At 70.5% G+C, this 23264-nt stretch carries 27 protein-coding genes; 13 read left to right on the forward strand and 14 right to left on the reverse strand.

Annotated features, from left to right (window positions below):
• Nucleotides 1-118 precede the first annotated feature (118 nt).
• From gdhA to ACFY93_RS31690, 5 genes are all read right to left on the reverse strand, one after another.
• Entirely contained in the window at nucleotides 119-1471 is a 1353-nt protein-coding gene (gdhA, locus tag ACFY93_RS31670) for an NADP-specific glutamate dehydrogenase (RefSeq protein WP_391365346.1), read from the reverse strand.
• A gap of 186 nt (nucleotides 1472-1657) precedes the next feature.
• The gene (locus ACFY93_RS31675; protein ID WP_391365347.1) at nucleotides 1658-2017 is read right to left on the reverse strand and encodes a hypothetical protein; all 360 of its coding nucleotides are present in this window, start codon (nucleotides 2015-2017) and stop codon (nucleotides 1658-1660) included.
• Nucleotides 2014-2493 carry a hypothetical protein gene (locus tag ACFY93_RS31680; protein WP_391365348.1) on the reverse strand — a complete coding sequence of 160 codons (480 nt, stop codon included), beginning with the start codon at nucleotides 2491-2493 and terminating at the stop codon, nucleotides 2014-2016. The genes ACFY93_RS31675 and ACFY93_RS31680 overlap by 4 nt, the downstream gene beginning before the upstream one ends.
• A 99-nt stretch (nucleotides 2494-2592) precedes the next feature.
• On the reverse strand, nucleotides 2593-2898 hold the full coding sequence (locus ACFY93_RS31685) for a hypothetical protein (protein ID WP_391365349.1): 306 nt from the start codon (nucleotides 2896-2898) through the stop codon (nucleotides 2593-2595).
• Complete coding sequence (locus tag ACFY93_RS31690; RefSeq protein ID WP_391365350.1) at nucleotides 2895-3227, reverse strand: hypothetical protein; 333 nt, start codon at nucleotides 3225-3227, stop codon at nucleotides 2895-2897. The genes ACFY93_RS31685 and ACFY93_RS31690 overlap by 4 nt, the downstream gene beginning before the upstream one ends.
• Before the next feature lie 140 nt (nucleotides 3228-3367).
• On the opposite strand from ACFY93_RS31690, the gene ACFY93_RS31695 reads away from it, so the two are divergent.
• The gene (locus tag ACFY93_RS31695; protein WP_391365387.1) at nucleotides 3368-4183 is read left to right on the forward strand and encodes a Scr1 family TA system antitoxin-like transcriptional regulator; all 816 of its coding nucleotides are present in this window, start codon (nucleotides 3368-3370) and stop codon (nucleotides 4181-4183) included.
• The gene (locus ACFY93_RS31700) at nucleotides 4180-4383 is read left to right on the forward strand and encodes a DUF397 domain-containing protein (protein ID WP_391365351.1); all 204 of its coding nucleotides are present in this window, start codon (nucleotides 4180-4182) and stop codon (nucleotides 4381-4383) included. Before ACFY93_RS31695 ends, ACFY93_RS31700 begins: the two co-directional genes overlap by 4 nt.
• Before the next feature lie 10 nt (nucleotides 4384-4393).
• Here ACFY93_RS31700 and ACFY93_RS31705 read toward each other — a convergent pair whose 3' ends face one another.
• The 8 genes from ACFY93_RS31705 to ACFY93_RS31740 form a co-directional block, all read right to left on the reverse strand.
• A complete protein-coding gene (locus ACFY93_RS31705; protein WP_391365352.1) occupies nucleotides 4394-5257 on the reverse strand; it encodes an Imm49 family immunity protein in 864 nt (287 codons plus the stop codon).
• A gap of 13 nt (nucleotides 5258-5270) precedes the next feature.
• On the reverse strand, nucleotides 5271-7901 hold the full coding sequence (locus ACFY93_RS31710) for a hypothetical protein (RefSeq protein WP_391365353.1): 2631 nt from the start codon (nucleotides 7899-7901) through the stop codon (nucleotides 5271-5273).
• On the reverse strand, nucleotides 7898-8320 hold the full coding sequence (locus tag ACFY93_RS31715; RefSeq protein ID WP_391365355.1) for a DUF6507 family protein: 423 nt from the start codon (nucleotides 8318-8320) through the stop codon (nucleotides 7898-7900). Before ACFY93_RS31715 ends, ACFY93_RS31710 begins: the two co-directional genes overlap by 4 nt.
• Before the next feature lie 183 nt (nucleotides 8321-8503).
• A complete protein-coding gene (locus ACFY93_RS31720) occupies nucleotides 8504-9964 on the reverse strand; it encodes an ATP-binding protein (protein ID WP_391365356.1) in 1461 nt (486 codons plus the stop codon).
• Nucleotides 9961-10692 (reverse strand): response regulator, encoded by a 732-nt coding sequence (locus tag ACFY93_RS31725; protein ID WP_391365357.1) that lies wholly within the window; start codon nucleotides 10690-10692, stop codon nucleotides 9961-9963. Before ACFY93_RS31725 ends, ACFY93_RS31720 begins: the two co-directional genes overlap by 4 nt.
• Before the next feature lie 145 nt (nucleotides 10693-10837).
• Nucleotides 10838-12085, reverse strand: a complete 1248-nt coding sequence (locus tag ACFY93_RS31730; RefSeq protein ID WP_391365358.1) for a trypsin-like peptidase domain-containing protein — start codon at nucleotides 12083-12085, stop codon at nucleotides 10838-10840.
• A 166-nt stretch (nucleotides 12086-12251) separates the two neighbouring features.
• The gene (locus ACFY93_RS31735) at nucleotides 12252-13274 is read right to left on the reverse strand and encodes a substrate-binding domain-containing protein (protein ID WP_391365359.1); all 1023 of its coding nucleotides are present in this window, start codon (nucleotides 13272-13274) and stop codon (nucleotides 12252-12254) included.
• Between the two features lie 23 nt (nucleotides 13275-13297).
• Complete coding sequence (locus tag ACFY93_RS31740) at nucleotides 13298-14140, reverse strand: winged helix-turn-helix domain-containing protein (RefSeq protein ID WP_391365360.1); 843 nt, start codon at nucleotides 14138-14140, stop codon at nucleotides 13298-13300.
• A 261-nt stretch (nucleotides 14141-14401) separates the two neighbouring features.
• On the opposite strand from ACFY93_RS31740, the gene ACFY93_RS31745 reads away from it, so the two are divergent.
• From ACFY93_RS31745 to ACFY93_RS31780, 8 genes are all read left to right on the forward strand, one after another.
• Nucleotides 14402-15349 (forward strand): alpha/beta fold hydrolase, encoded by a 948-nt coding sequence (locus ACFY93_RS31745; protein ID WP_391365361.1) that lies wholly within the window; start codon nucleotides 14402-14404, stop codon nucleotides 15347-15349.
• A gap of 122 nt (nucleotides 15350-15471) precedes the next feature.
• Nucleotides 15472-15726 carry a MoaD/ThiS family protein gene (locus ACFY93_RS31750; RefSeq protein WP_391365362.1) on the forward strand — a complete coding sequence of 85 codons (255 nt, stop codon included), beginning with the start codon at nucleotides 15472-15474 and terminating at the stop codon, nucleotides 15724-15726.
• Between the two features lie 10 nt (nucleotides 15727-15736).
• Complete coding sequence (locus tag ACFY93_RS31755) at nucleotides 15737-17197, forward strand: hypothetical protein (protein ID WP_391365364.1); 1461 nt, start codon at nucleotides 15737-15739, stop codon at nucleotides 17195-17197.
• 191 nt (nucleotides 17198-17388) lie between these two features.
• Nucleotides 17389-18135 carry an LmeA family phospholipid-binding protein gene (locus tag ACFY93_RS31760; protein ID WP_391365365.1) on the forward strand — a complete coding sequence of 249 codons (747 nt, stop codon included), beginning with the start codon at nucleotides 17389-17391 and terminating at the stop codon, nucleotides 18133-18135.
• A gap of 285 nt (nucleotides 18136-18420) precedes the next feature.
• Nucleotides 18421-18501 carry an Ms5788A family Cys-rich leader peptide gene (locus tag ACFY93_RS31765; RefSeq protein WP_350751515.1) on the forward strand — a complete coding sequence of 27 codons (81 nt, stop codon included), beginning with the start codon at nucleotides 18421-18423 and terminating at the stop codon, nucleotides 18499-18501.
• Between the two features lie 170 nt (nucleotides 18502-18671).
• Entirely contained in the window at nucleotides 18672-19511 is an 840-nt protein-coding gene (locus tag ACFY93_RS31770; RefSeq protein ID WP_391365366.1) for a rhodanese-like domain-containing protein, read from the forward strand.
• Nucleotides 19512-19550: 39 nt separating this feature from the next.
• Entirely contained in the window at nucleotides 19551-19838 is a 288-nt protein-coding gene (locus tag ACFY93_RS31775; RefSeq protein WP_391365367.1) for a DUF1416 domain-containing protein, read from the forward strand.
• Nucleotides 19839-20010: 172 nt separating this feature from the next.
• A complete protein-coding gene (locus tag ACFY93_RS31780) occupies nucleotides 20011-20268 on the forward strand; it encodes a DUF3099 domain-containing protein (protein ID WP_391365368.1) in 258 nt (85 codons plus the stop codon).
• A 100-nt stretch (nucleotides 20269-20368) separates the two neighbouring features.
• Here the strand turns inward: ACFY93_RS31780 and ACFY93_RS31785 are convergent, their stop codons facing one another.
• Nucleotides 20369-20731: a DsrE family protein gene (locus ACFY93_RS31785; RefSeq protein ID WP_391365369.1), complete on the reverse strand. Its 363-nt coding sequence runs from the start codon at nucleotides 20729-20731 to the stop codon at nucleotides 20369-20371.
• A 315-nt stretch (nucleotides 20732-21046) separates the two neighbouring features.
• On the opposite strand from ACFY93_RS31785, the gene ACFY93_RS31790 reads away from it, so the two are divergent.
• From ACFY93_RS31790 to ACFY93_RS31800, 3 genes are all read left to right on the forward strand, one after another.
• Nucleotides 21047-21622 carry a heme-binding beta-barrel domain-containing protein gene (locus tag ACFY93_RS31790; protein WP_391365370.1) on the forward strand — a complete coding sequence of 192 codons (576 nt, stop codon included), beginning with the start codon at nucleotides 21047-21049 and terminating at the stop codon, nucleotides 21620-21622.
• Between the two features lie 109 nt (nucleotides 21623-21731).
• Nucleotides 21732-22214 (forward strand): transcriptional repressor, encoded by a 483-nt coding sequence (locus ACFY93_RS31795; RefSeq protein WP_391365371.1) that lies wholly within the window; start codon nucleotides 21732-21734, stop codon nucleotides 22212-22214.
• 34 nt (nucleotides 22215-22248) lie between these two features.
• Nucleotides 22249-23214 carry a YgfZ/GcvT domain-containing protein gene (locus ACFY93_RS31800; RefSeq protein ID WP_391365372.1) on the forward strand — a complete coding sequence of 322 codons (966 nt, stop codon included), beginning with the start codon at nucleotides 22249-22251 and terminating at the stop codon, nucleotides 23212-23214.
• Nucleotides 23215-23264 lie beyond the last annotated feature (50 nt).

A 23264-nucleotide genomic window follows, 5' to 3' on the forward strand; every position in this document is an offset into this window, starting at 1 on the left:
CGAGGGCGCCGGCGGTGACGGCGGCGCCCCGACCGGCACGGCCCGCACGGACGGAACGGGGTGCGCATCGTCTTCCCGACGACGCACACCCCTTCTGTTCGCGCGGGCCGTGCGCGCGTCAGATCAGGCCCTGGGCGATCATCGCCTCGGCGACGAGTTCGAAGCCGGCGATGTTGGCGCCGGCCACGTAGTCGCCGGGGCGGTCGTAGCGTTCGGCGGTCTCGTAGCAGGTGTCGTGGATGTGCTTCATGATCTCCACGAGGCGCTGCTCCGTGTGCGCGAAGGTCCAGGAGTCGCGGGAGGCGTTCTGCTGCATCTCCAGGGCGCTGGTCGCGACGCCGCCGGCGTTGGCCGCCTTTCCGGGGCCGAAGGGGATGCCGGCCTGCTGGAAGACGCGCAGGGCCTCGGGGGTGGTGGGCATGTTGGCGCCCTCGGCGACCGCCTTCAGGCCGCCCTGGACGAGGGCGGTCGCGTCGGCCTCGGAGAGCTCGTTCTGGGTGGCGCAGGGCAGCGCCACGTCCGTCGGCACCTCCCACAGGGACGCGCCCGCGACGAACGTCGCGTGCGCGCCGCGCCGCTCCGCGTACTCCGAGACCCGGCCCCGCTCGACCTCCTTGACCTGCTTGAGCAGATCGAGGTCGATGCCCTTCTCGTCGTACACGTACCCGGTGGAGTCCGAGCAGGTGATGACGTGCGCGCCGAGCTGGCGGGCCTTCTCCATGGCGTAGATGGCGACGTTGCCGGAACCGGAGACGGAGACGCGCTGCCCGTCCAGGTCCTCCCCGCGGTGCCGCAGCATCTCCGCGGTGAACAGGACCGTCCCGTACCCGGTGGCCTCCGTACGGGCCTGGGCGCCGCCCCAGCCGAGTCCCTTGCCGGTGAGGACGCCGGACTCGTAGCGGTTGGTGATCCGCTTGTACTGGCCGAAGAGGTAACCGATCTCCCGGCCGCCGACACCGATGTCTCCGGCGGGGACGTCGGTGTACTCGCCGAGGTGCCGGTACAGCTCGGTCATGAAGGACTGGCAGAACCGCATGACCTCGGCGTCGGAGCGGGCCTTCGGGTCGAAGTCGCTGCCGCCCTTGCCGCCGCCGATGGGCATGCCGGTGAGGGCGTTCTTGAAGACCTGCTCGAAGCCGAGGAACTTCACGATCCCGAGCGACACCGACGGATGGAAGCGGAGCCCGCCCTTGTACGGTCCGAGCGCGCTGTTGAACTCCATCCGGAAGCCCCGGTTGATGTGCACCTCACCGGAGTCGTCGGCCCACGGCACCCGGAAGATCAGCTGGCGTTCCGGCTCACAGATCCGTTCGATGACCTTGGCCTCGGCGAACTCCGGCCGCTGGACCAGCACGGGCCCGAGCGACCCGAGCACCTCCCGGACGGCCTGGTGGAACTCGGTCTCGCCGGGGTTGCGGTGCAGGATCTGCGAGTAGATCGACTCGATCGTGGGGTGCGCTGACACGGGCATCCGGTACGGCTCCTTCGCGGCGGGGTGCGGCGGGCGTCGCCTTACGCGTCGATCTTCTCAAGATACGAGCGGTTCCTCACCGCCCCGCCCCGTGATCTGCGAGACGCCCACCCACCCCGTCTCACCACCTGAGACCGCCCCGACGATCCGGTACCCGCCCGCTCACGCAGCGCACGCGTCGACCTCTCAGCAGCGGTCTGTGGCACGCGGATGCCCCGTGCCGGCGAATGTGATCCAGCAGGTGTCGCGCGCGGTGTCCACGAGGTACCAGACGCGTCCGCCGCCGGTCACCTCGAGCTGCCACTGCTCACAGATCTGTCCGCGGTGTCTGCCATGAGCCAGACTTCCCTTGAGCCTGTGGTGGCGGGGTGTCCCGGTGGCCGGCCTGGGGTCCGTACGCATGATGACCCAGGCCCGGTAGGTGTTCTCGCGCGCCTGCTGAGCAAGGCTCTCCCAGCCCTTGGCCGAGGCCGCGTCCGCGAAGCGGACTTCCCAGTGCCCTGCGGGTGCCAGCGGCGCGGCGCGATCGCCGCGACCCGCGTTCACGCGATGTCCCGCGGGTCCGGCACGGGGCCATAATCCTCACCGTGGTCACTGGTCAGCGCGGCCAGCAGCTCGGGGTCGGAGTGGATCTCGGCCGTGTGCTGCCACGCGATGAGCATCTGGGCGACCGACGCACTGTTGCCCACGGAGTCGGCGGCCCGCATGGTGTCGACCAGCTCGACGGCGAAGGCGTGGACGTCGGCCTCTGGGAGAAAGCGGGCCCAGGGAAAGGCATCCGGCAGTATGTCGAGGAGCAGTTCCATACTGCCGGGCTCCCGGCGCGCCATCGCGCCCAGCATCCTGGTGGCGGCCGACACCACGGTCTGGTCCTGCTCGGCCCGAGCCGCTGTCGTGAGGACCAGGTCCTCCCCGTCTCTACGGTGCAGCAGCAGCCGCGACGACTTCTTGAGCCGGGCGAGCGTCTGCTTGTTCTTGTTGACCAGCTCGGAGAAGTTCACTGCCGCGTTGTCGGTGGCCATGACTTCGAAACTACTTTGAAATTCCCCTCGCCGGTATCACCTGGAAGGGTGGCGTAAGCCCTCGCATCCCCCATCCCCCATCCCGCACCTGCACCCTTCCTATCCCCGCTCGCCTCTGCTCTCCGCGATCCGGAGCGCCTCCCCCAGGGACTCCACGGCCCGGGTGAGGGCGAAGCGCACGGCGCGCTCGCCTGCCCCGGCGTCCGCGAGCACCGCCCGCGCACCCGCGAGTACCTGCGCACCGGAGTCCAGCTGGGCCGCCTCCACGTCGTCGGCGAGCAGCGAGAGCCGGCTGTCGCGCCGGTCGGTGCTGAGGTAACAGGGCCGTCCGTCCGGAGTCGTCCACGGCAGCAGCCGCAGCGACGCGCGTCCCGCGACGGTCGGGGTCTCCTCGGGGGCCGTCATACGGGGACCTCCACTCCGTGGATCCGGCGAGGCCCGATGTCGACGCCGTGCACGGCGAGCCACAGGGCCCGGCGCCGACGCCGCTGCGACTGCCGCTCGCGCCGCGCCTCGGGGGTGAGGAGGTACGGGCGTACCAGAGGGGTGTCCCATACGTACTGCCCCGCGTCGATGGGGCGGCAGCGGTGGTGCACCGGCCGGGGCGCGGCGACAGGGGGTCTGTCCGGCGGGGCGCCGGCCGCCGGTGCCCGATGACGTCCCCGCGCGGGCAGCAGGGTTCGCAGCAACGCCCGTAACAGCGACTCGTACAGCTCCGTGATCCACGCACCCATGGCGGCGCTCCTCCTCAATACGGCCTTGACGAGCGGTGATTACCGTTCGTGCTCCGATGGTCACCGAGTCGGCGTACGCTCCGGAAGGGGTCTGGTGTTGCCCAGCCGCCCAGGCAACGGGGAGGAGTGACGTGGGGGAAATGGTTGACGAAGAGGGGGAGTCGGGCCTCGCGGGGTTGGGCCGGACGCTTCGGTACCTGAGGGACAAGGCGGGCAAGTCGCTGGGGCAGCTCGCCGAGGAGACCGCGTACGACAAGAGCTATCTGAGCCGCCTGGAATCGGGGAAGCGGCTGTCCAAGCTGGCGGTCATGGAGGACCTGGACCGTTACTACGGGTCGGGTGACCTGCTGGTTCAGCTGTGGAAGGTGGCGCGGCACGACGCCTTCAAGGACAAGTACAAGGAGTTCATGCGACTGGAGTCGACGGCTCGGGTCATGCATGTGTGGACTCTGGGCGTCCCGGGGCTGTTGCAGACGGAGGAGTTCGCTCGCGAGGTGTTGTCTGGCGGTCAGGCAACGGTTGAGAGGGACGAGGTGATTGAAGAACAGGTAGCGGCACGCCTGGGGCGGCAGTCACTGTTGCGTCGGCATCCCGTGCCTAACGTCCGCTTCATTATTGACGAGTACGCGTTCCGGCGGCGGTCGGCCACTGAGGAAACCTGGGACGAACAGCTGCTCCGTATCGAGGCAGTGGCGATGTGGCCCAACGTCGCCCTCCAGGTGCTCCCCTTCGCCACCAGGGTGCATCACCTCATGGAGGGATCGCTGACCCTGCTCTGGGACAGGGACGGAACCGCCGTTGCCTACGCAGAAGGCAACGGCGGTGGGGAGTTGATCGACGATCCAGAGGAGGTTCTGCCTCACCGCTTGTCCTACGATCGGCTCCGAGACACGGCGCTGTCCCCGCTGGACTCGTTGGCGTTCATCCGGGGCCTACTGGAGGAGCACAGAGCGTGAAGCGGACCTTTGATCTCGGCACCGATGTCGCCTGGCGCAAGTCGGCGTACAGCGACGGGGGAGCCAACAACTGCCTCGAGGTCGCCGACGGTGTCGCCGGTGCCGTCCCCGTCCGGGACAGCAAGGTCCCGGACGGTCCGGTGGTCGTGTTCGGGGCGTCCTCATGGGCGTACTTCGTGACGGGGGTCAAGGCCGCTTAGCAGCGACCGTTCACATGTCGATCTCTCCTCGCCAGGCGAAGTTGAGGATCGACTTGGGGAGGTATGCCGACTCGACGTTGATAGGGAATCCGGAGTCAAGGGCGAGGCAGGCGATGGCGAGGGGGCCGAGGGCGACGAAGCCGTCGCTGGTGATGGCGCGGTCCTCGTCCGCGCTCCAGTAGCTCTTGTGCCAGCGCAGCGCATCCACCAGTGCGTCGTTGAACTCGTCGTGGTCCTCGCGCAGGTAGTGGTAGAAAAGGATGATCGGCGGGTGGAGGATTTTGGACAGGAACTCCTGGTCGGCGTACTGAGCCGAGTCGGGGCCGGTGCCCTGGACGGCCGCGACAAGATTGTCGCCCACATCCGTCCGGCCGAGCCAAAACCCCTGCAGAGTTTCCACCCAGGAGTAGATGTACTCGTCGAAGACCGCTCCAGAAGCACGCAGTAGGGAGACAGGGACTTCGGCGAGTTCACGCAGGCGTTCCTTCTCATGGCAGATCAGAGCCAAGTAAAAGGAGGTCACCCAGGTCCCCGCGTTCACGTACGACTGAGACCCGGTGGCCGGGAGGTGGAACTCCTTTTCCTTGATGCGGCACGTCACCGTGGAACCTTCGGGAGCCGTGGCCATGGCGAACCGGGCGGATCCGACCTGCATGGCCGTGACCCACGCCTCCCAGGTCTCGAACTGGTTCGCGTTGGGGTCCACGGCGCAGCGCGTCTTGGCGTGGGTCAGCGTAGTACCCAGGGCTTTGGCACGAGCAACGTCCGATCGGTCCAGGCGCTCCAGGGCCCAGTCCACTGCTCGCACCAGCCCTTCAACGCCCAGAGTCGTATCGATCGCCGAGTGATCATGGCGGGGAATGCTCGTGATCACGCATTCTCTCCTTTTAGTAGAGCTTGAAGTGTTCCAGTGTCGCGCCGGCGTAAAGGCCCGTGTTCTCCTTGGCCTTTACCATGACGTACTGCAACTTCTCGTTTTCCAGCGCGTCGGCCAGTTGTTCCGCGAGGTCACTGTTTGTCACCGGCTTCCCCGTGCTGTCCAAGATCGGATTCCCGGCCCCGTCCCGGGCCACGAGCCCTCCCTTCGACTCCATCATCTCAATGATGGTCACGATGTAGTCGCGGCTGCCTTGCTTGACCATCCAGCCTTGAGCGGCCCCGGCACCCTTGCGCCAGATGAGGCTGGCCTTGGGAGCCTTCGCCTCGACGATAAGGAGGCTGCCGTCGTCTCGCTTGTACAGCTGGTCGAACATATTTGCCCCGTTGGGTGTCTTCGGTAGGTCGACCCACTGGGCGTCCGGGAAGCGCTGCGGTATGACGTGGCGCCGGGCGGCCTCCTCACCTAGCGCCTCAGCTATGGAGCTGTTGTTCGGCTGCCCTGGCAGCTGCTTGTCATAGGCCCTCTGGGCCGCTTCAAGGGCGCTCTTGTTCGCGGCAGAGGGGTCATCCGCGAATGCTCTCTCAGCAGCGGTAAGTTGCTTTGACAGGTGGCGATTCTTCGATGCTTTGTCAAGGGGGTCGATCTGGTCGACGTGCTTGCCCAACAGGGACTTACGATCGAACTTGCCCGGATCGAGCGTACTCGTCCCGGACGGCTTCGGCGGCAGTGAGTCCTTGGCGATCCAGTTGCCGTGCTCGTCCTTGGCAAGGAGGGGAAGTTCGTGGCCGTTCTCGTCGAGCCTCGGTACCTCGTTGCCGTGGCTGTCGGTCACGTTGACGTGCCTGCGGTGGCCGTCCGAGCGGTAGTACTTGTCGAACCAGGACTTGTCCGGGTCGTTCGCCTTGGCGATCTGGTCGTCGATGATCTTCTTCTGCTCTTCGGGCGTCCGCTCGCGCGGTGTGTCCTGCCCGTTGTCGGCCGCACCGCCGCCGTTGTCCGGGTGGCCGCCGGGCGGGACGGCGTCGTCGCCCGCGTTCCCCACGTCGCCGAGGCCGTCGTCGCCCGCGTGCCCCAGGTCGTCCAGCCCGCCCAGGCCACCTGAACCACCCGAGCCGCCGTGACCGCCCGAACCACCACTGCCGCCCCTGCCGCCCGCACCCGCGAGGTCGTCGCCGCCGCGGCCCACCGCTCCCGCGGTGTCGCCGACGTGCGCGCCCACCCCGGCGAGTTGGCGCCCACCCTGGGCCGGGACCTCGCGGCCGGCCGGCGTCTCGTGCGACGCGGTGGCTCCGCGTTCCGCCGCCGTGCCCTCGTGGGCCATGTCGGCCAGCGACTGGCGCACCGTGCCGTCGGCGTTGTGGAGGAGCAGGGTCTTGGTGTCGAGGTAGACGACCTTGCCGCCCTCGGTCTCCATGCGGACGGTGTTCTCGGGGGTGAGGCCTTCGGGGAGGTCGTCGAGTTTGAGGGGCTGGTCGGCGCTGATCTTGAAGGTGTCGTCGACGAGGCGGACGTAGGTGCCGTTGGTGACGTTGCGCAGGCTCGCCATCACGTCGCTGATCTTGACGGCGCCCGCGCCGATGCCCTTGGCGATGTAGGTCATCGGGTCGACGATCCTGCCGGCCTTGCCCGCGAAGGAGATGGCCTTGGCGATCGCGCCGGTTTTCGCGGCGGTGCCGGAACCGCCGGTGAAGATCGTGGTGAGGACGTTGAAGGTGACCGCGCCGGCCGCCCGGGAAGGGTTCTTGCCCCACTCGTCGTAGGCGATCAGCGCCTTGCCGGTCTCGACGACGGCGGTGCGTGAGTCGCGCAGCCAGGAGGGGAGTTTGTCGTCCGGCGCCAGCCAGTACGCCGTGCTGACCACGGGTACGGCGGTGATGACGATGCCGGTCAGCAGCTTGCCCAGGCCGGTCCAGGCCTGGCCCGCCGCGCTCCATCCGTCGAAGCCGACCAGGGTGCCCAGGCCCTTGATCGTGCCCCAGACACCGTCGACGAAGAAGCCCTTGGTGAAGTCCCACAGGTGCTCATGGATCTGGTACCACCGCGTGGACTCCGTGACCGGGTCGCCCCAGGGCAGGCCCTCGGCGTGTTCGAGGTCCTCGGCCCGGTAGCCGTACATGTTCTCTTTGTTGGTGCCGTCGTTCAGGATCAACGGGTCGCCGCCGTACAGGGCGACGATCTTCGCGTAGCAGGTGCTCTCGGCCGCCTGGAACGCCGTCCACGTCTTGTTGACCTCGGCCCAGCGGTTGTTGTTCTCGTCGCAGTTGTCGGGGTCCTCGCGCCAGTCGTCGTGGCTGGCGACGTTCGCCCGGAAGGCGCGCGCCTCTTCCCGCAGGTCGTCAAGCCGCTTGACCAGCGGGCGGATCTCGTTGAGGTAGGCGCCCAGCGCCGAGGAAATCGTGCCCAGTTCGGTGCAGAGCGCGTCGCCCTCCGTGGCCACCTTCCCCGTGGTGGCGAACAGTTTCTCCGCCTCGGGTGCCTTGTAGTACGAGGACAGGCCCTGGAAGGTCGTGTCGATGTCGGAGCCGGCCGACCAGAGTGAGGACCCGTCCGTGCTGAGCGCGGAGACGTCCTTCTCCAGTTGTTCCAGGTTGCCGGTGAACTGCGGTATCTGCTCGGGGTCGAGTGCCGTCTCGCTCACTTGCCGCCCCCGGCGCCCGTCTTCTTGCCCGGCATGTCGATCTTGGGCTCCTTGAGCGCCTCACGCTGCGCGTTCGCGGCCATCTCCAGGTTGCCCTGGTTGTAGGCGTTCGTCGCCTTGACCGTGCCCTCAACGGAGTTGGCGGTGCGCTTGGCCATGAAGGCCAGCTTCGTCTGGCGCTCCGTCATCCACTGGCTGAGCGCGGAGGCCACAGGGCCCACCGGGTTGCGGGGCGTCCCGGGGACGACGGGACCGATCATGGGCCCGTGGTAGCCCGGCACGGCCGTCCCCGCCGACGACGCCGCGCTGGCCAGGTCCGACACCAGGGAGTTGGCGGCCTTCTCCAGCCGCCCGCCCGCCTCACCGACCATCGTGAGCGTGGCCTGCACGCCCGTGGGGTCAATGTCCCAAGCCGTCATGCTTACCCCCGTAACGCTTCTGACGGATACGTTTCTTCACTTGTCACTCACGTACACCCGGCCCCACCGGGTTCCCGCTGGGACAGAACCGTGGCACTTCCCACATGACAATACGATCATTGGTACCAAACGGGCGTGCGCGCGGGCAACGCGGTTTGGGCCAGTGTCAGTTGGTGCCGCTGGTCACGGCAGTTCGGGTGGCGGTGTGCTCGCGCCCGGCAGGCGGATCGTCGCCGCCGTGCCGCCCCCCTCGGCGGGTGCCAGGGCCACCTCGCCGCCCGCCTGCTGCACGGTGCGGGCGACGATGGACAGGCCGAGCCCCGAGCCGGGCAGGGCGCGGGCGGACGGGGAGCGCCAGAACCGGTCGAAGACGTGCGGGAGTTCGTCGGCCGGGATGCCCGGGCCGTGGTCGCGGACCGTGAGGACGCCCTCGGACAGGCGGACCTCGATGGTGCCCGCCTCGGGGCTGAACTTCACCGCGTTGTCCAGGATGTTGACGACGGCCCTCTCGAGCGCGGCCGGCTCCGCCCGTACGTACCAGGGCCGCACGTCCGCCGTGATGGTCAGCTCGGGCCCGCGCAGCCGCGCCCGGCGCAGCGCCGCCTCGACGGTGTCGTGCAGCGCGATCACCGTGAAACGGTCCGCGTGCTGGCCGGAATCCGTACGCGACAGGGTCTGCAGATCGCCGATGAGCGCGGCCAGTTCCGTCATCTGCGCCTTCACCGAGTCGAGCAGCGCCTTCCGGTCGGCCGGGGGGAGGGGCCGGCCCGTCTCCTCGCTGCGCGTGAGGAGTTCGATGTTGGTGCGCAGGGAGGTGAGGGGCGTGCGGAGTTCGTGGCCGGCGTCCGCGATGAGTTGCTGCTGGAGTTCGCGGGAGGAGGCGAGCGACGACGTCATCGAGTTGAACGAGTGCGACAGGCGGGCGATCTCGTCCTCGCTGTCCTGCTCCACCGGGATGCGGATGCTCAGGTCCTCGGTCCTGGCCACGTGTTCGACGGCCTCGGTGAGCTTGTCGACGGGGCGCAGGCCCGCGCGGGCCACGGCGAGACCGGCGGCCCCGGCACCGACCACGCCGATGCCGGAGACCAGGAGGAGCAGCAGGGCCAGCTCGTTGAGGGTGCCCTCGGTGTCCTTGACGGGCACGGCGACGACCAGGGCCGTGTCGTTCACCAGCCCCCGGCTGCCGGGGCCGTTCTCGACGATCACCGGCACGGTCATCACCCGGACCGGGCTGCCGTCGCTGTCGACGCCGTCCCGGTACCTCTCGACGCCGGGCCGCGGGTCCCGTGCGACGGCCCTGTCGACGCCGGAGACCTTGACCGTGCCCGCGGAGAGCGGAAAGACGCAGGCCGTGCCGTCGGCCTTGACCAGCTGGCTGTAGACGGTGTTCTGCTGCGGGCCGCGCCGGTCGTCGGCGGACGGCGACTGGCTGCAGTCGTTCAGGACGCTGCTGACGTCGATCTGCCGCAGGGACGTGTTCGTCGCGTGCAGGTTCTCGTCGATCTCCGCGTACAGCTTGCCCTGGACGATGATCCAGCACGTCACCGAAACCGCCGCCACCCCGAACGCGACCGCCGCCGCGACCAGCAGGGCCAGCCGGGAGCGGATGGGCAGGGAGCGGAAGCGGCGCAGGACCCTGTTCACTCGGCGCCGCCGGACCGCAGGACGTACCCCACTCCCCGCACCGTGTGGACGAGGCGCGGCTCGCCGCCCGCCTCGGTCTTGCGGCGCAGATACATGACGTACACGTCGAGGGAGTTGGACGACGGTTCGAAGTCGAAGCCCCAGACCGCCTTCAGGATCTGCTCACGGGTGAGCACCTGACGCGGGTGGGCGAGGAACATCTCCAGGAGCGTGAACTCGGTGCGGGTCAGCTCGACGGACCGCGCGCCCCGGGTGACCTCGCGCGTGGCGAGGTCCATCCGCAGGTCGGCGAAGGTCAGCGCGTCGTCCTCCTGCGCGCCGACCGCGTTCGCCGCGTAGGAGCTGCGCCGCAGCAGGGCGCGGATGCGGGCGAACAGCTCGTCCAGCTCGAACGGCTTGACCAGGTAGTCGTCGGCGCCCGCGTCGAGGCCGGTGACCCGGTCGCCGACCGTGTCGCGGGCGGTGAGCATCAGGATGGGCGTGGTGGTGCCCGCGCCGCGCATCCGGCGGGCGGCGGTCAGGCCGTCCATCCGGGGCATCTGGATGTCGAGGACGACCAGGTCGGGTTCGTAGGCGGTGGCCTTCTCCAGGGCGTCCGCGCCGTCCACGGCGACCTCGGTGCCGTACCCCTCGAACGCGAGGCTGCGCCGGAGCGCCTCGCGTACGGCGGGCTCGTCGTCGACGATCAGGATGCGCTGCGGTTCACGGTCGCCTTCGGCGGGGCTCATCGCTGGTTCCTCGGGTGCGCTGGGACGGGACGGGGACGTGACGGGCCGGACGGTGGCCGGACGTTTTCAGCCTCGCACGTTTCCGTCAGGGGCAGGCCGGGGCGCCGCCGGGCGGTGCGGGCCTCGGCCGGCGGCCGCCGGGGGCTCAGCTGCCGGAGCCGCCGGCGCGCAGGGTGCCGAGGTCGGCCTTGACCGTGTTGACAGGGATGGCGAAGCCGAGGCCCACGCTGCCCGCGCCGGACGAGCCGCCCGAGGAGTCCGACGCGGCCGAGTACATCGCGGAGTTGATGCCGATGATGTTGCCGTTCATGTCGATGAGCGCACCGCCGGAGTTGCCCGGGTTCAGCGAGGCGTCCGTCTGGAGGGCCTTGTACGTGGTCGTGGACGAGCCGGTGTCCCCGTTGAACTCCTGACCGCCGTACTCGAACGGCCACTGGCCGCTGCCGCCGCCCTGCTGCTGCCCCTGGCTCTCGTCGGTGGAGACGGTGACGTCGCGGTCGAGCGCGGAGACGATTCCGCTGGTGACGGTGCCGGTCAGCCCCTCGGGGGAGCCGATCGCGACGACCTGGTCGCCGACCTTGACGTTGCCGGAGTCGCCGAGCGTCGCGGTCTTCAGGCCGGACGGCGCGTCCTTCAGCCTGATCAGCGCGAGGTCCTTCTTGCTGTCGGTGCCGACCACCTCGGCGGTGTAGGACTTGCCGTTGCTCGTCGTCACCTTGATCGAGGAGGCGCCGGAGACGACGTGGTTGTTGGTGACGATCTCGCCGCCGCTCGTGATGATCACGCCGGACCCGGTGGACCGGCCCGCGTTGGAGGAGGCGCCGATCTCGACGATGCTCGGGCTGACCGCCGCGGCGACGCCGGCGACGGTGCCCTTCTGGCTGGTGGCGACGACGTTCGTGCTGGTGCTGCTCGACGCGGTGTCGTGGCCGGTCAGCTCCTGGAAGGCGTACGCCGTGCCGCCGCCCACCGCCGCGGCCGCGATCGCCACGGCGGCCAGCAGGGCCATCGGCCCCTTGGCGCGCTTGCGGGGAGCGGGGGGAACCAGGGGAGCGGGGGGAACGGGAGAGGCGGCCAGGGGGATGGTGACGGTACCGGGAGCGCCGGGGCCGCCCGCACCCGCACCGAACGCGTCGAAGGCGGCGTCCGGGACGGCCGGCCGGTACGCGGGCGGCGGGGGCGGCCACTCGGGGTTCACGGGGGAGGGGATGTGCTGCCGCGGGGCAGTGGGGGCAGCCGGGGCACCGGGGGCAGCCGGGGCATCGGCCGGCTGCCCGGCGTATGCCGGCCGCGCGGGGTATGCCGACTGCTGCTGGTTGCCCGGGTGATCACCCTGGTTGCCCTGCTGGTCATCCTGGGGGTACTCGCCGTCGTGGCGGAAGCTCTCGGTCATGGAACAGAGCCTCTCCCCGGATCATGAGAGCTCCCTGAGTCCCGGCTGAGAAGCCCGGCAGAACCTCGTATGCCCGATATAAGGGCCGAGGCGCGGAGGTGCGGGGTGCCGTGGCGCGGAGGTGCCCGGGGCCGGGGTGCCCGCTCGGGCACCCGGGAGGGAGCCGTCAGCCGCAGCCGCAGGAGTGGCGCACGACGAGCCGCGACGGGAACTGCTTCAGCCGCTCGCGCCGGGATCCGGCGACCCGCAGCCCGTCGTCGAGGACCAGGTCGACGGCGGCGCGGGCCATCGCCGAGCGGTCGGAGGCGATCGTGGTCAGCGGCGGGTCCGTCAGCCCCGCCTCCTTCACGTCGTCGAAGCCGGCCACGGCCAGATCCCCGGGGACGTCGATGCGCAGCTCGCGGGCGGCCCGCAGGACGCCGATCGCCTGGTCGTCGGTGGAGCAGAAGATGGCCGGGGGCCTGTCAGGGCCGGCCAGCAGCTGAAGGGCGACCTGGTACGCGTCGTAGCGGTTGTACGGCGCTTCGAAGAGCCGGCCCTCGGTGGGCAGCCCGGCCTCCTGCATCGCGCGCCGCCAGCCCTCCACGTGGTCGGAGACGGGGTCACCGACGGCGGGGGTCTCCGCGGTGCCGCCGAGGCAGGCGACATAGGCGTTGCCGTGTTCGAGGAGGTGGCGGGTGGCGAGCTGGGCGCCGCCGACGTCGTCGGTGACGACCGCCACGTCGTCGAGCGCCTCGGGCCGCTCGTGCAGCAGGACGACCCGGGCGTCCCACGCGTCGATCTCGGCGGCGGCGTGGTCGTTGAGGGCGTGGCTGACCAGGATCAGCCCGGAGACCCGCATACCGAGGAAGGCCCGCAGGTAGTGGACCTCGCGCTCGGCGATGTAGTCGGAGTTCCCGACGAGAACCATTTTTCCGCGCTCGGCGGCGGCCTGTTCGACCGCGTGCGCCATCTCACCGAAGAACGGCTGGCGCGCGTCGGGCACGATCAGGCCTATGAGTTCGGTCCGCCGCGAGGCCATGGCCTGCGCGACCCGGTCGGGCCGGTACCCCAGCTCCTTGATCGCGGCGAGAACGCGCTCGCGCGTGGCCGGGGCGACCGGCCGGGGTCCGTTGTTGATGACATAGCTGACAACGGCGGTGGACGTACCCGCCAATCGCGCTACATCGTCCCTAGTCACCTTGGCCACGCGCGGAGTCTACGCGGATGGACCTACCTCTGGGCAGGCCGTGCGGCGGCTTCCTGCACGTCGGGGCCGATCCGGGGGGAGGCCGCGGCGGCGTCACCGGGGCCCGCCGGGGCCGCGCCGCGGGACGGCTTGCCCGTGCTGTCCGGTTTCGGGCGGGCCGCCTTCGCCTTCTCGCCGTCCGCCGTCCGGTCCGCCTTCTCCGGGGTGACGAAGCGGTACCCGACGTTGCGGACCGTTCCGATCAGCGACTCGTGCTCGGGGCCGAGCTTCGCGCGCAGCCGCCGTACGTGGACGTCGACCGTGCGGGTGCCGCCGAAGTAGTCGTAGCCCCAGACCTCCTGGAGCAGCTGGGCGCGGGTGAAGACGCGGCCAGGGTGCTGCGCGAGGTACTTCAGGAGCTCGAACTCCTTGAAGGTGAGGTCGAGGATCCGGCCCTTGAGCTTGGCGCTGTACGTCGCCTCGTCGACCGAGAGGTCGCCGTTGCGGATCTCCATCGGGAGGTCGTCGCCCCCGATCTGCTGCCGGCCCATGGCCAGCCGCAGCCGTGCCTCGACCTCGGCCGGGCCCGCGGTGTCCAGCAGTACGTCGTCGATGCCCCAGTCCGCGGTGACGGCCGCGAGGCCGCCCTCGGTGACGACGAGGACCAGCGGACAGCCGGGTCCGGTGGAACGCAGCAGCTGGCAGAGGCTGCGCACCTGCGGGAGGTCACGGCGCCCGTCGACGAGGATCACGTCGGCGCCGGGGGTGTCGACCAGGGCGGGGCCCTCCGCGGGCGCCACTCGTACGTTGTGCAGGAGCAGACCGAGCGCGGGGAGCACCTCCGTCGACGGCTGGAGGGCGTTGGTCAGGAGCAGCAGGGAACTCATCGCGCTCCCCCTGCCTCGGTCTGCATACGTCCGTGCACGGTTCGCTCGCCCATGACGTCTGGTTCCTCCTCGGTCCCTGCGCTGGGGGCACCTCCCACGCCCCTGGGGGCGGCGGGGGAGTCTGCGGAACTGCTTCGTACGGCTTGTGTTCGTGAGGCCCCGTACACCCGCGGTTTCCCGCGTCGTGTCCAGCGCTTCGGAAAGCACAAAAGGACCCGGGGGCTGCGTTGCCCGAGTCCTCTGCCCAGCAGAATAGCCCACATGAGTTCAGGTCCGGCAGGTCAAGTGACCCGTTCCACGCGTCGTCCACCAGGTGAGACAGTCCGTCGTACCGCCGCGCGGAGGCTTCTGCGGACGGCCGACGGGGTCGCCGTCGACGCCGCGTACGACCACGGAACGGGTGCTTCCGGAGACCTGGCTATCGTCGTCGCGCACGGCTTCACCGGCGACCTGGAGCGGCCGCACGTACGGCGTGCGGCGGCCGTCCTCGCGCAGTACGCGGCCGTGGTCACCTTCTCTTTCCGCGGCCACGGGGCCTCCGGCGGCCGGTCCACCGTCGGCGACCGCGAGGTCCTCGATCTGGCTGCCGCGGTGGCCTGGGCGCGTGAACTCGGACACACCCGCGTCGTCACCGTCGGCTACTCGATGGGCGGGTCGGTCGTCCTGCGGCACGCAGCGTTGTACAGGGCGCGTGCGGAGGGCGGACCGGTGCGTGAGGGGGCGCGGAAGCACGAGGGGCGCACAGAGGCGCGTACGGGGGCGTGCTCGGCGGCGGAGGAGGTCTCCGCTCCGGCCGGACCGTCGGCGGGGGAGCGGGCGCACGCGGACGCCGTGGTCTCGGTGAGCGCGCCCGCCCGCTGGTACTACCGGGGCACGGCGCCCATGCGGCGGCTGCACTGGCTGGTCATGCGGCCCACGGGCCGCCTCGTCGGCCGCTATGCCCTGCGCACCCGGATCCACCACCGCGACTGGGACCCCGTGCCCCGCTCGCCCGTCGAGTCGGTCCCGCTGATCGCGCCGACGCCGCTGCTGATCGTGCACGGCGACCGCGACGGCTACTTCCCGGTCGACCACCCCCGGATGCTGGCCGAGGCCTCCGAGGGGCATGCCGAGCTCTGGCTCGAACACGGGATGGGCCACGCGGAGAACGCGGCGGCCGACGAGCTGCTGCACCGCATCGGCGCGTGGGCGGCGGCGGCCGCGGGCTAGCCTGACGGTGTTCGTGAGCGTCTGCTGAACACGCTTTCGCATGCTTCCGGCACACCTGCACACTCGTGTGGACCTCTCCGAACACTTCCGACCCCTTCCGACCCCTTCGATCGAGGAACCAGATGGCAAAGGGCACGGTGCGGTACTGGGCCGCCGCCAAGGCCGCGGCGGGCGTCGCCGAGGAGCCGTACGACGCGGTCACGCTCGCCGAGGCGCTGGCGACCGCCCGCGAGCGGCACCCCGGCGAGCTCGTCGGGGTCCTGCGACGATGCTCGTTCCTCGTCGACGGCGACCCCGTGGGCACGCGCGCGCATGAGACGGTACGGCTGGCCGAGGGCGGCACGGTCGAGGTGCTCCCGCCGTTCGCAGGAGGGTGAACCGCAGACCATGAGCAACCAGCCGCACGACCCCGGACACGAGGGCTACGACCCGTACCGGCAGCAACAGCCCCAGCAGCCTCACCAGCCGCAGGGGTACGACCCGTACCAGCAGCAGGCGCCGCAGGGCTACGACCCGGCCGAGCAGCAGCAGTACACGCAGCAGCAGTACGCGCAGGGCCAGCAGCACCAGCAGCCGTACGGGCAGGACCAGCAGCACCAGCAGCCGTACGGGCAGGATCAGCCGTACGGGCAGGACCAGCCGTATCCGCAGCAGCAGCAGCCGTACGGACAGGACCAGCCGTACGCGCAGCAGCAGCCGTATCCGCAGCAACAGCAGTTCTACGCGCAGCCGCAGCAGGACGGGCCCTACACCCAGCAGTGGGAGGGGCAGACCTGGGAGACGCAGATCCAGGCGCCCGTCACCGCCGAGGAGACGGCCTACCTGCCGCCGGTCGGGCCGGACGCGGCGTACGGGGCCCACGGCTCCGCCTCCGCGTCCGCCGGGCGTCCCCTCCCGCCGGAGACGCCGGCGGCCGCGTGGACCCCTACGGCACCCGCGCCGGCTCCCGCACCCGCGGCGGTCCCGGCTGCCCCATCCGCGGCGGCCCCGTACACCCCTCAGGCGCAGCCGGCGGCCGCGCCCGGTGCCGCCGCGCCCGCCGAGGGCACCGACGCCGGATACGGCCCGGCGACCGTCACCGGCAACCCCCGGATCACCGACGCCCAGCGCGCCCGTGCCGAGGGGCGCTCGCCGATCATCGAGCCCGGTATGCAGCCGGCGGCGCTCACCGCCGTGCTCGGACTGCTGCTCTCCGGTGCCGCCGCCATCGGCCAGTACGCCCTCGTCGTACCGCTGGTGTTCCTGCAGGCCGTGACGGCGGCGGGCTGGTTCCGGCTGAACGGGATGTGGCCCGCCCGGCAGGGCATCGCGCTGGCCTTCCTGGGCGCGCTCACCGCCGATGTGGCGCTGCTCGCGGCGGGCCGCGAGAACGGGCCCACGGCGATCCTCGGCACGCTCGGCGTATGGGTGCTGCTCACGCTCGTCCTCCAGCTGCGCAGTCACGCCGAGCCGGACGAGCGGATGTACGGCCTGATGGCGTCCGTCGCCTCGGCGGCGCTGGCGATCGTCGCGGCCGGGCACCTGGCGGCCGAGCCGGACGCCGTGACGGTGGGCGCCGCCGCCGTCGCCGTGGCGGTCGTCGCCCGGGCGCTGCCGCTGCCGGCCGCGGCCTCCGTGGTGGTCGCGCTGCTGGCGGCGGCGGGCGCTGGCATCGCGGTGGGCGGGATGACCGACCTCGGCACCCAGGGGGCCTTCCTGGGCCTCGGGGCGGGCGTCTGCGCGCTGGTCGGGCACCGGGTGGCGAGCTACGACTACCCGTCGCGCTTCGTGCACATGACGGCCGGCGTGGCCCTCCCGCTCGCCGCCGCGGCCCCCGCCGTCTACCTCCTGGGCCGCGCGCTCGGCTAGTCGTCCCGCGCGGGCTCCGGGCCCCGTCCCGGGCCCGCACGGGACCGTGCAGATTCCCCGGACATTCGTCACAGATGGTCGACAAGCCTCCTGGTGAGCCCCCTTACCGGGGGGTCACCAGGGTTAGGCTCGCGCTCGGCGGCCGCTCCTGGCCGTGGAGGGAACCGGCCGAGGCGGGGGAAACACCGAGCATGCGCGCACTGCGAATAATCCTGATCGTCGTCGTCATCCTGGGCGGTCTGTTCGTGATCGCCGACCGGGTGGCGGTGGGCTTCGCCGAGGACGAGGCGGCGGACCGGATCAGGAGCTCCGAGGGGCTGTCGAGCACCCCCGACGTCTCCATCAACGGCTTCCCCTTCCTGACCCAGGCCCTCGGCGGCGAGCTCGACGACGTCGAGATCGGCATCAAGGACTACGAGGCGTCGACAGGGGGCACGGGCGCCGCCACGGACAAGATCCGCATCGACGACCTGAACGCCGAGATGCACGGCGTCGCCTTCTCCGGCGACTACAGCTCCGCCACCGCCGACCGCGCCACGGGCACCGCGACCATCGCGTACGACGAGCTGCTCAAGGCCGCCAAGTCGCAGCCGACGAACGTCCTTCCCGGAGTCACCGCCCAGGTCACCGGGCTGTCCGACGGCGGACACGGCAAGATCAAGGTCGCCGTGCTGCTGAAGGCGCCCAGGCTCGGCATCGCGTCGCGTTCCGTGTCCGTGCTCAGTTCGGTCACCGTGAAGGGCGACACCGTCCAGGTGCACGCCGACTCCCTGCCCAAGGTGGGCGTCGACCTCGCCGAGGGCAAGGTCCGTTCCATCACCGACTTCCAGCAGAAGATCGACGAACTGCCCGGCGGCATCCAGCTGGACAAGGTCGAGGCGGCGAAGAACGGCGTCGAGATCTCGGTGAAGGGTTCGGACGTCAAGCTGGTGGGGTAGGACGGTTCCGGCCCGTCCGGCCGTGCCGGACGTTCCACGCCCCGTCAGTCGTTTCCGGGCCCGTTGCGCGGGTTCTTCCGCGTCCCGGCCGGGGATCCTCGCTGGGGAGTCGTCCGAGGGGCGAGACGGCTCCGTCCGTACAGCAGTTGCGGCGGCGGTTCCGGAGGCCCACGGGGCGGGCGGGGACTCGCGCGGCGGCCTCGCTTTCCCACATCTCGGACGATCTCGTCTCACCATGCGACACGCCGGTGACATGTCCGCCTTTCCGTCCCTACGATCGACGGCATGAAGCGTCAGGCGGACCTCACGAAGCGGCGGGCAGTAGACCTGTGCCGCGTCGCCGCCATGCTCTGTCGCCCTTTCTGAGCGGGAGCCCTGCTTCCGCGTCTCCCCGGCCCTTCGACCTTCCCCGTCAGGGCCACCCCGTGCGTGTACGCCGCCGTGGTCGTCGCGTCACCGCACCCGTCGCATTCCGCACGCGCACTCAGCACACCGTGCACAGCCCCGCCGCAACTGCCCCGGAGGAGAGAAAAAGCATGAGCCGCAGCGATGTCCTGGTAGACGCCGACTGGGTCCAGGAGCACCTGGACGACCCGCAGGTAGCCATCGTCGAGGTCGACGAGGACACCTCCGCCTACGAGAAGAACCACATCAAGAACGCCATCCGGATCGACTGGACCCAGGATCTCCAGGACCCGGTCCGCCGTGACTTCGTCGACCAGGCGGGCTTCGAGAAGCTTCTCTCGGAGAAGGGCATCGCCAACGACACGCTGGTGGTCCTCTACGGCGGCAACAACAACTGGTTCGCCTCGTACGCCTACTGGTACTTCAAGCTGTACGGCCACGAGAACGTGAAGCTCCTCGACGGCGGCCGCAAGAAGTGGGAGCTCGACTCCCGGGACCTGGTCACCGAGGTTCCCGCCCGGCCCGCGACCCAGTACAAGGCCAAGGCCCAGAACACCGCGATCCGCGCCTTCCGTGACGACGTCGTCGCCGCGATCGGCTCGCAGAACCTGGTCGACGTCCGTTCGCCCGACGAGTTCAGCGGCAAGCTGCTCGCCCCGGCGCACCTCCCGCAGGAGCAGTCGCAGCGTCCGGGCCACGTCCCGTCCGCCCGCAACATCCCGTGGTCGAAGAACGCCAACGACGACGGCACGTTCAAGTCGGACGAGGAGCTCAAGGAGCTCTACACCGCCGAGAACGTGGACCTGGACAAGGACACCATCGCCTACTGCCGCATCGGCGAGCGCTCCGCGCTGACCTGGTTCGTGCTGCACGAGCTGCTGGGCCAGGAGAACGTCAAGAACTACGACGGTTCCTGGACCGAGTACGGCTCCCTCGTCGGCGTGCCCATCGAGCTCGGCGCCGCGAAGTAAGACCGCCCGACCCCGACCCCCGACCCGTAAGGAAGAACCATGTGTGGAGCGAAGGCCGGCGGCCCCGACGCCTCGACGATCAAGCCCGGTGAGACCACCATCCAGGGCCAGGTGACCCACGACGGCGAGCCCGTCACCGGTTACGTGCGGCTGCTGGACTCGACCGGCGAGTTCACCGCCGAGGTCCCGACCTCGGCGACCGGGCAGTTCCGCTTCTACGCGGCCGAGGGCACCTGGACCGTACGGGCGCTCGTTCCCGGCGGTACGGCCGACCGTACGGTCGTCGCCCAGACGGGCGGCCTCTCGGAGGTCGCGATCGCGGTCTGACAAGAACACACCGGCCGCCGCTCACGGCCCGCGGTTCATGAGCGGCGGCACTGGAACGGCCGAGGGGCCGCACCCCCGGGGGGTTGGACGCCACCGGATCGGGGTGCGGCCCCTCGGCTCGTTCCGCGTCATGCTCCGTACGGGCCGCCCGCGTGCGTCCTACGCTGGACGTATGTACGCGCGACGGCGCCACGTCTACTTCGCCATGATGGCCGTCTGCATCGGCCTGTTCGTCCTGGCCTGGGGAGTCGTACGGATCTGGTCGGTCCCGGCGGCCGTGGGCATGTGCGTGGTGGCGATGGTGATCCCGCCCCTCGCGGCGATCGTCGCCAACCGGCGCGGCCCCGACGACCGATGGTGGGACGACCCCTCCGGCGACCCCAAGTCCGACGACTGGTGGGACGAACTGGACGGCAAACGCCGTCGGTGACGACACCGGCGCAGGACGTCCGCGAAAGCGGCGCGGACACGGCGGCGGCGCTCACCCGGCCCGCCCCGGGCCACCTGACGGCCCGGCGGCGGTTCGGGGCTCAGTAGACGAGGGCCTGCGTTCCGTCGGCCATCGCCTCCTGGACGAAGACCTGGGCGCCCGCGATGCGCACGCCCTCGATCACGTCGTTCTCCGTGATCTCGCGGCGGGCCGCGCACTGCGTACAGAGCGTGATGCGCCCCGCGGACATGATCGAATCGATCAGACTGGGCAGCGGCGCCGCGTGCGGGAGGTCGAACTCGGCGGCCCGCCCCGGCAGCGCGAACCACGAGGACTCGCCGGTCAGCCACAGGGACACCTCGACCCCGCTGGCCACGGCCACGGCCGCCACCGTGAACGCCTGGGAGCAGCGCTCGGGAGCGTCGGCCCCCGCCGTCACCTTGATCACGAGCTTCTTAGCCATGCCCGAATGGTAGTCCGAATCGTGATCACATCCCCTGCGCCCCGGGCGCCGGTCGTGGGCCTCCCGCGTCCGTGCGGCCCCGGCCGCGCCACCGGGGGCACCTCGCAGAGAGAGCCGGGGGCCGCCCGACTAGAGTGGGGTCCGGCCCCGTACCGCCGCCCATCACCGCGTCACCCGAGGAGCACCCCGTGCTTGAGGCATTCTTCGAAGCCCTGCTGGTCCTGGTCTGTGTCGGCGTTCTCGCCTTCACCGCCCTGGCCGTGAAGAAGCTGTACCAGGGCCAGCGCTGACCCCCACCAAGGAATCGCCGACCTCATGATCGAGATCCCGTCCGACCTTCACAAGGACCTCGTCCCCCTCGCCTTCCTGCTCGGCAACTGGGCCGGCGCGGGCGTCCACGACTTCCCCGGCTCCGAGAAGTGCAACTTCGGCCAGGAGCTGACCTTCAGCCACGACGGCCGGGACTTCCTGGAGTACCACTCGCACACCTGGGTGCTCGACTCGGACGGGAACAAGGTCAGGCCGCTCGAGTCCGAGTCCGGATTCTGGCGGATCGACGGCAGGCGCAAGGTCGAGGTCGTCATGACCCGCGACGACGGTGTCGTCGAGGTCTGGTACGGCGAGCTGGCCGACAAGAAGCCGCAGATCGACCTGGTCACGGACGCCGTGGCCCGGACGGCGGCCTCCGGCCCGTACACCGGCGGCAAGCGGCTCTACGGTTACGTGAACAGCGACCTGATGTGGGTCGGCGAGAAGCAGACCCCCGAGGTCGAGCTGCGCCCCTACATGTCGGCGCACCTGAAGAAGGTCGTCACCCCGGAGGACGTCGAGCGCTGGGCGAAGGCCCTGCCCGACGACATGCCGGACGACGGGATCGCCTTCTTCAAGTAGAGCGCGGGCGTTCAGCGGAGCGCGGGCGTCCACCCGGGACCGGTCACTTCCCCGTACGGGAATGATCGGTCCCGACCCGTTCGGGCCCGCTCCCCCTAGACTGGGCGGCGTGGTGAGCACCGACTGGAAGAGCGATCTGCGGCAGCGCGGTTACCGGCTGACTCCGCAGCGGCAGCTCGTGCTCGAGGCCGTGGACACCCTGGAGCACGCGACCCCGGACGACATCCTCGTCGAGGTGCGCAGGACGGCGTCCGGCGTCAACATCTCCACCGTCTACCGGACGCTGGAACTGCTCGAGGAGCTCGGCCTGGTCAGCCACGCCCACCTCGGGCACGGCGCGCCCACGTACCACCTGGCGGACCGGCACCATCACATCCACCTCGTCTGCCGCGACTGCGGGAACGTCATCGAGGCCGATGTCGAGGTCGCCTCCGAGTTCACCGCCAAGCTCCGCGAGACCTTCGGCTTCGACACCGACATGAAGCACTTCGCCCTCTTCGGCCGCTGCGAGGACTGCGCCGGCAAGCAGAGGACCGCGCCGGAGAGCGGTGGCCCGCCGCGCGAGCGGCCGCCGGGCCCGGTGCCGAAATAAATCGGGCTGCCCCTCGGTCGTAGGCTGTGTGGATATGAAGAGCCCTCTGCTGTCCCTGCCCGGTGCCGTCTCCGCCGAGGGCGTGGACGAAGGCGTCGCCGCCCACTACGGAGACCTGTTCCGCGAGCAGCGCGCCCTCGCCGACGGCACCGGCTTCGTGGACCTGTCCCACCGGGGCGTCGTCGCGGTCACCGGCGACGACCGGCTGGCCTGGCTGCACCTGCTGCTCACCCAGCACGTCTCGGACCTCCCCGCGGGCCGCGCCACGGAGGCGCTGATCCTCTCCGCGCACGGCCACATCGAGCACGCCCTGTACCTCGTCGACGACGGCGCGACCGTCTGGATGCACACCGAGCCCGGCACCCGGGACGCGCTGATCGCGTACCTGGAGTCGATGAAGTTCTTCTACCGCGTCGAAGTCGCCGACCGCACCGAGGAGTTCGCGGTCGTCCACCTCCCCGCCGGGTCCATCGCCGAGGTCCCGGACGGTGTCGTCGTCCGCGAGACACCGCACGGACGCGACCTCTTCCTCCCCCGTACGGACCTGGAGTCGTACGCCGCGAGGAGCGGCCCCGCCGCCGGACTGCTCGCGTACGAGGCCCTGCGCGTCGAGAACCACCGCCCGCGGCTGGGATTCGAGACCGACCACCGCACCATCCCGCACGAGCTGGGCTGGATCGGCACCGCCGTCCATCTGCAGAAGGGCTGCTACCGGGGCCAGGAGACCGTCGCCCGCGTCCACAACCTGGGGAAGCCGCCGCGCCGGCTGGTCTTCCTGCACCTCGACGGCAGCGAGGTCCACCTGCCCCCGCACGGCACGGAGCTGCGCCTCGCGGCCGACGGGCCGGACGGCCGCAAGATCGGCTTCGTCACCACGTCCGTACGCCACCACGAGCTGGGCCCGATCGCCCTGGCCCTGGTCAAGCGGAACGTGCCCGTGGACGCCCCGTTGATGGCCGACACGACGGCCGCGGCCCAGGAAGTCGTCGTCGAACCGTAGGAGCAGGAGCAGGAGCAGGAGCAGGAGCAGGAGCAGGAGCAGGAGCAGGA

The sequence above is a fragment of the Streptomyces sp. NPDC008313 genome (assembly GCF_042956125.1).
Taxonomy (GTDB): domain Bacteria; phylum Actinomycetota; class Actinomycetes; order Streptomycetales; family Streptomycetaceae; genus Streptomyces.

Bases quoted from the DNA above. Each gene is read 5' to 3' on its own strand.
- gdhA (WP_391365346.1), bottom strand. From the start codon at position 1,471: ATGCCCGTGTCAGCGCACCCCACGATCGAGTCGATCTACTCGCAGATC.
- ACFY93_RS31680 (WP_391365348.1), bottom strand. From the start codon at position 2,493: ATGGCCACCGACAACGCGGCAGTGAACTTCTCCGAGCTGGTCAACAAG.
- ACFY93_RS31685 (WP_391365349.1), bottom strand. From the start codon at position 2,898: ATGACGGCCCCCGAGGAGACCCCGACCGTCGCGGGACGCGCGTCGCTG.
- ACFY93_RS31690 (WP_391365350.1), bottom strand. From the start codon at position 3,227: ATGGGTGCGTGGATCACGGAGCTGTACGAGTCGCTGTTACGGGCGTTG.
- ACFY93_RS31695 (WP_391365387.1), top strand. From the start codon at position 3,368: ATGGTTGACGAAGAGGGGGAGTCGGGCCTCGCGGGGTTGGGCCGGACG.
- ACFY93_RS31715 (WP_391365355.1), bottom strand. From the start codon at position 8,320: ATGACGGCTTGGGACATTGACCCCACGGGCGTGCAGGCCACGCTCACG.
- ACFY93_RS31725 (WP_391365357.1), bottom strand. From the start codon at position 10,692: ATGAGCCCCGCCGAAGGCGACCGTGAACCGCAGCGCATCCTGATCGTC.
- ACFY93_RS31730 (WP_391365358.1), bottom strand. From the start codon at position 12,085: ATGACCGAGAGCTTCCGCCACGACGGCGAGTACCCCCAGGATGACCAG.
- ACFY93_RS31740 (WP_391365360.1), bottom strand. From the start codon at position 14,140: ATGAGTTCCCTGCTGCTCCTGACCAACGCCCTCCAGCCGTCGACGGAG.
- ACFY93_RS31745 (WP_391365361.1), top strand. From the start codon at position 14,402: ATGAGTTCAGGTCCGGCAGGTCAAGTGACCCGTTCCACGCGTCGTCCA.
- ACFY93_RS31750 (WP_391365362.1), top strand. From the start codon at position 15,472: ATGGCAAAGGGCACGGTGCGGTACTGGGCCGCCGCCAAGGCCGCGGCG.
- ACFY93_RS31755 (WP_391365364.1), top strand. From the start codon at position 15,737: ATGAGCAACCAGCCGCACGACCCCGGACACGAGGGCTACGACCCGTAC.
- ACFY93_RS31760 (WP_391365365.1), top strand. From the start codon at position 17,389: ATGCGCGCACTGCGAATAATCCTGATCGTCGTCGTCATCCTGGGCGGT.
- ACFY93_RS31765 (WP_350751515.1), top strand. From the start codon at position 18,421: ATGAAGCGTCAGGCGGACCTCACGAAGCGGCGGGCAGTAGACCTGTGC.
- ACFY93_RS31770 (WP_391365366.1), top strand. From the start codon at position 18,672: ATGAGCCGCAGCGATGTCCTGGTAGACGCCGACTGGGTCCAGGAGCAC.
- ACFY93_RS31775 (WP_391365367.1), top strand. From the start codon at position 19,551: ATGTGTGGAGCGAAGGCCGGCGGCCCCGACGCCTCGACGATCAAGCCC.
- ACFY93_RS31780 (WP_391365368.1), top strand. From the start codon at position 20,011: ATGTACGCGCGACGGCGCCACGTCTACTTCGCCATGATGGCCGTCTGC.
- ACFY93_RS31785 (WP_391365369.1), bottom strand. From the start codon at position 20,731: ATGGCTAAGAAGCTCGTGATCAAGGTGACGGCGGGGGCCGACGCTCCC.
- ACFY93_RS31790 (WP_391365370.1), top strand. From the start codon at position 21,047: ATGATCGAGATCCCGTCCGACCTTCACAAGGACCTCGTCCCCCTCGCC.
- ACFY93_RS31800 (WP_391365372.1), top strand. From the start codon at position 22,249: ATGAAGAGCCCTCTGCTGTCCCTGCCCGGTGCCGTCTCCGCCGAGGGC.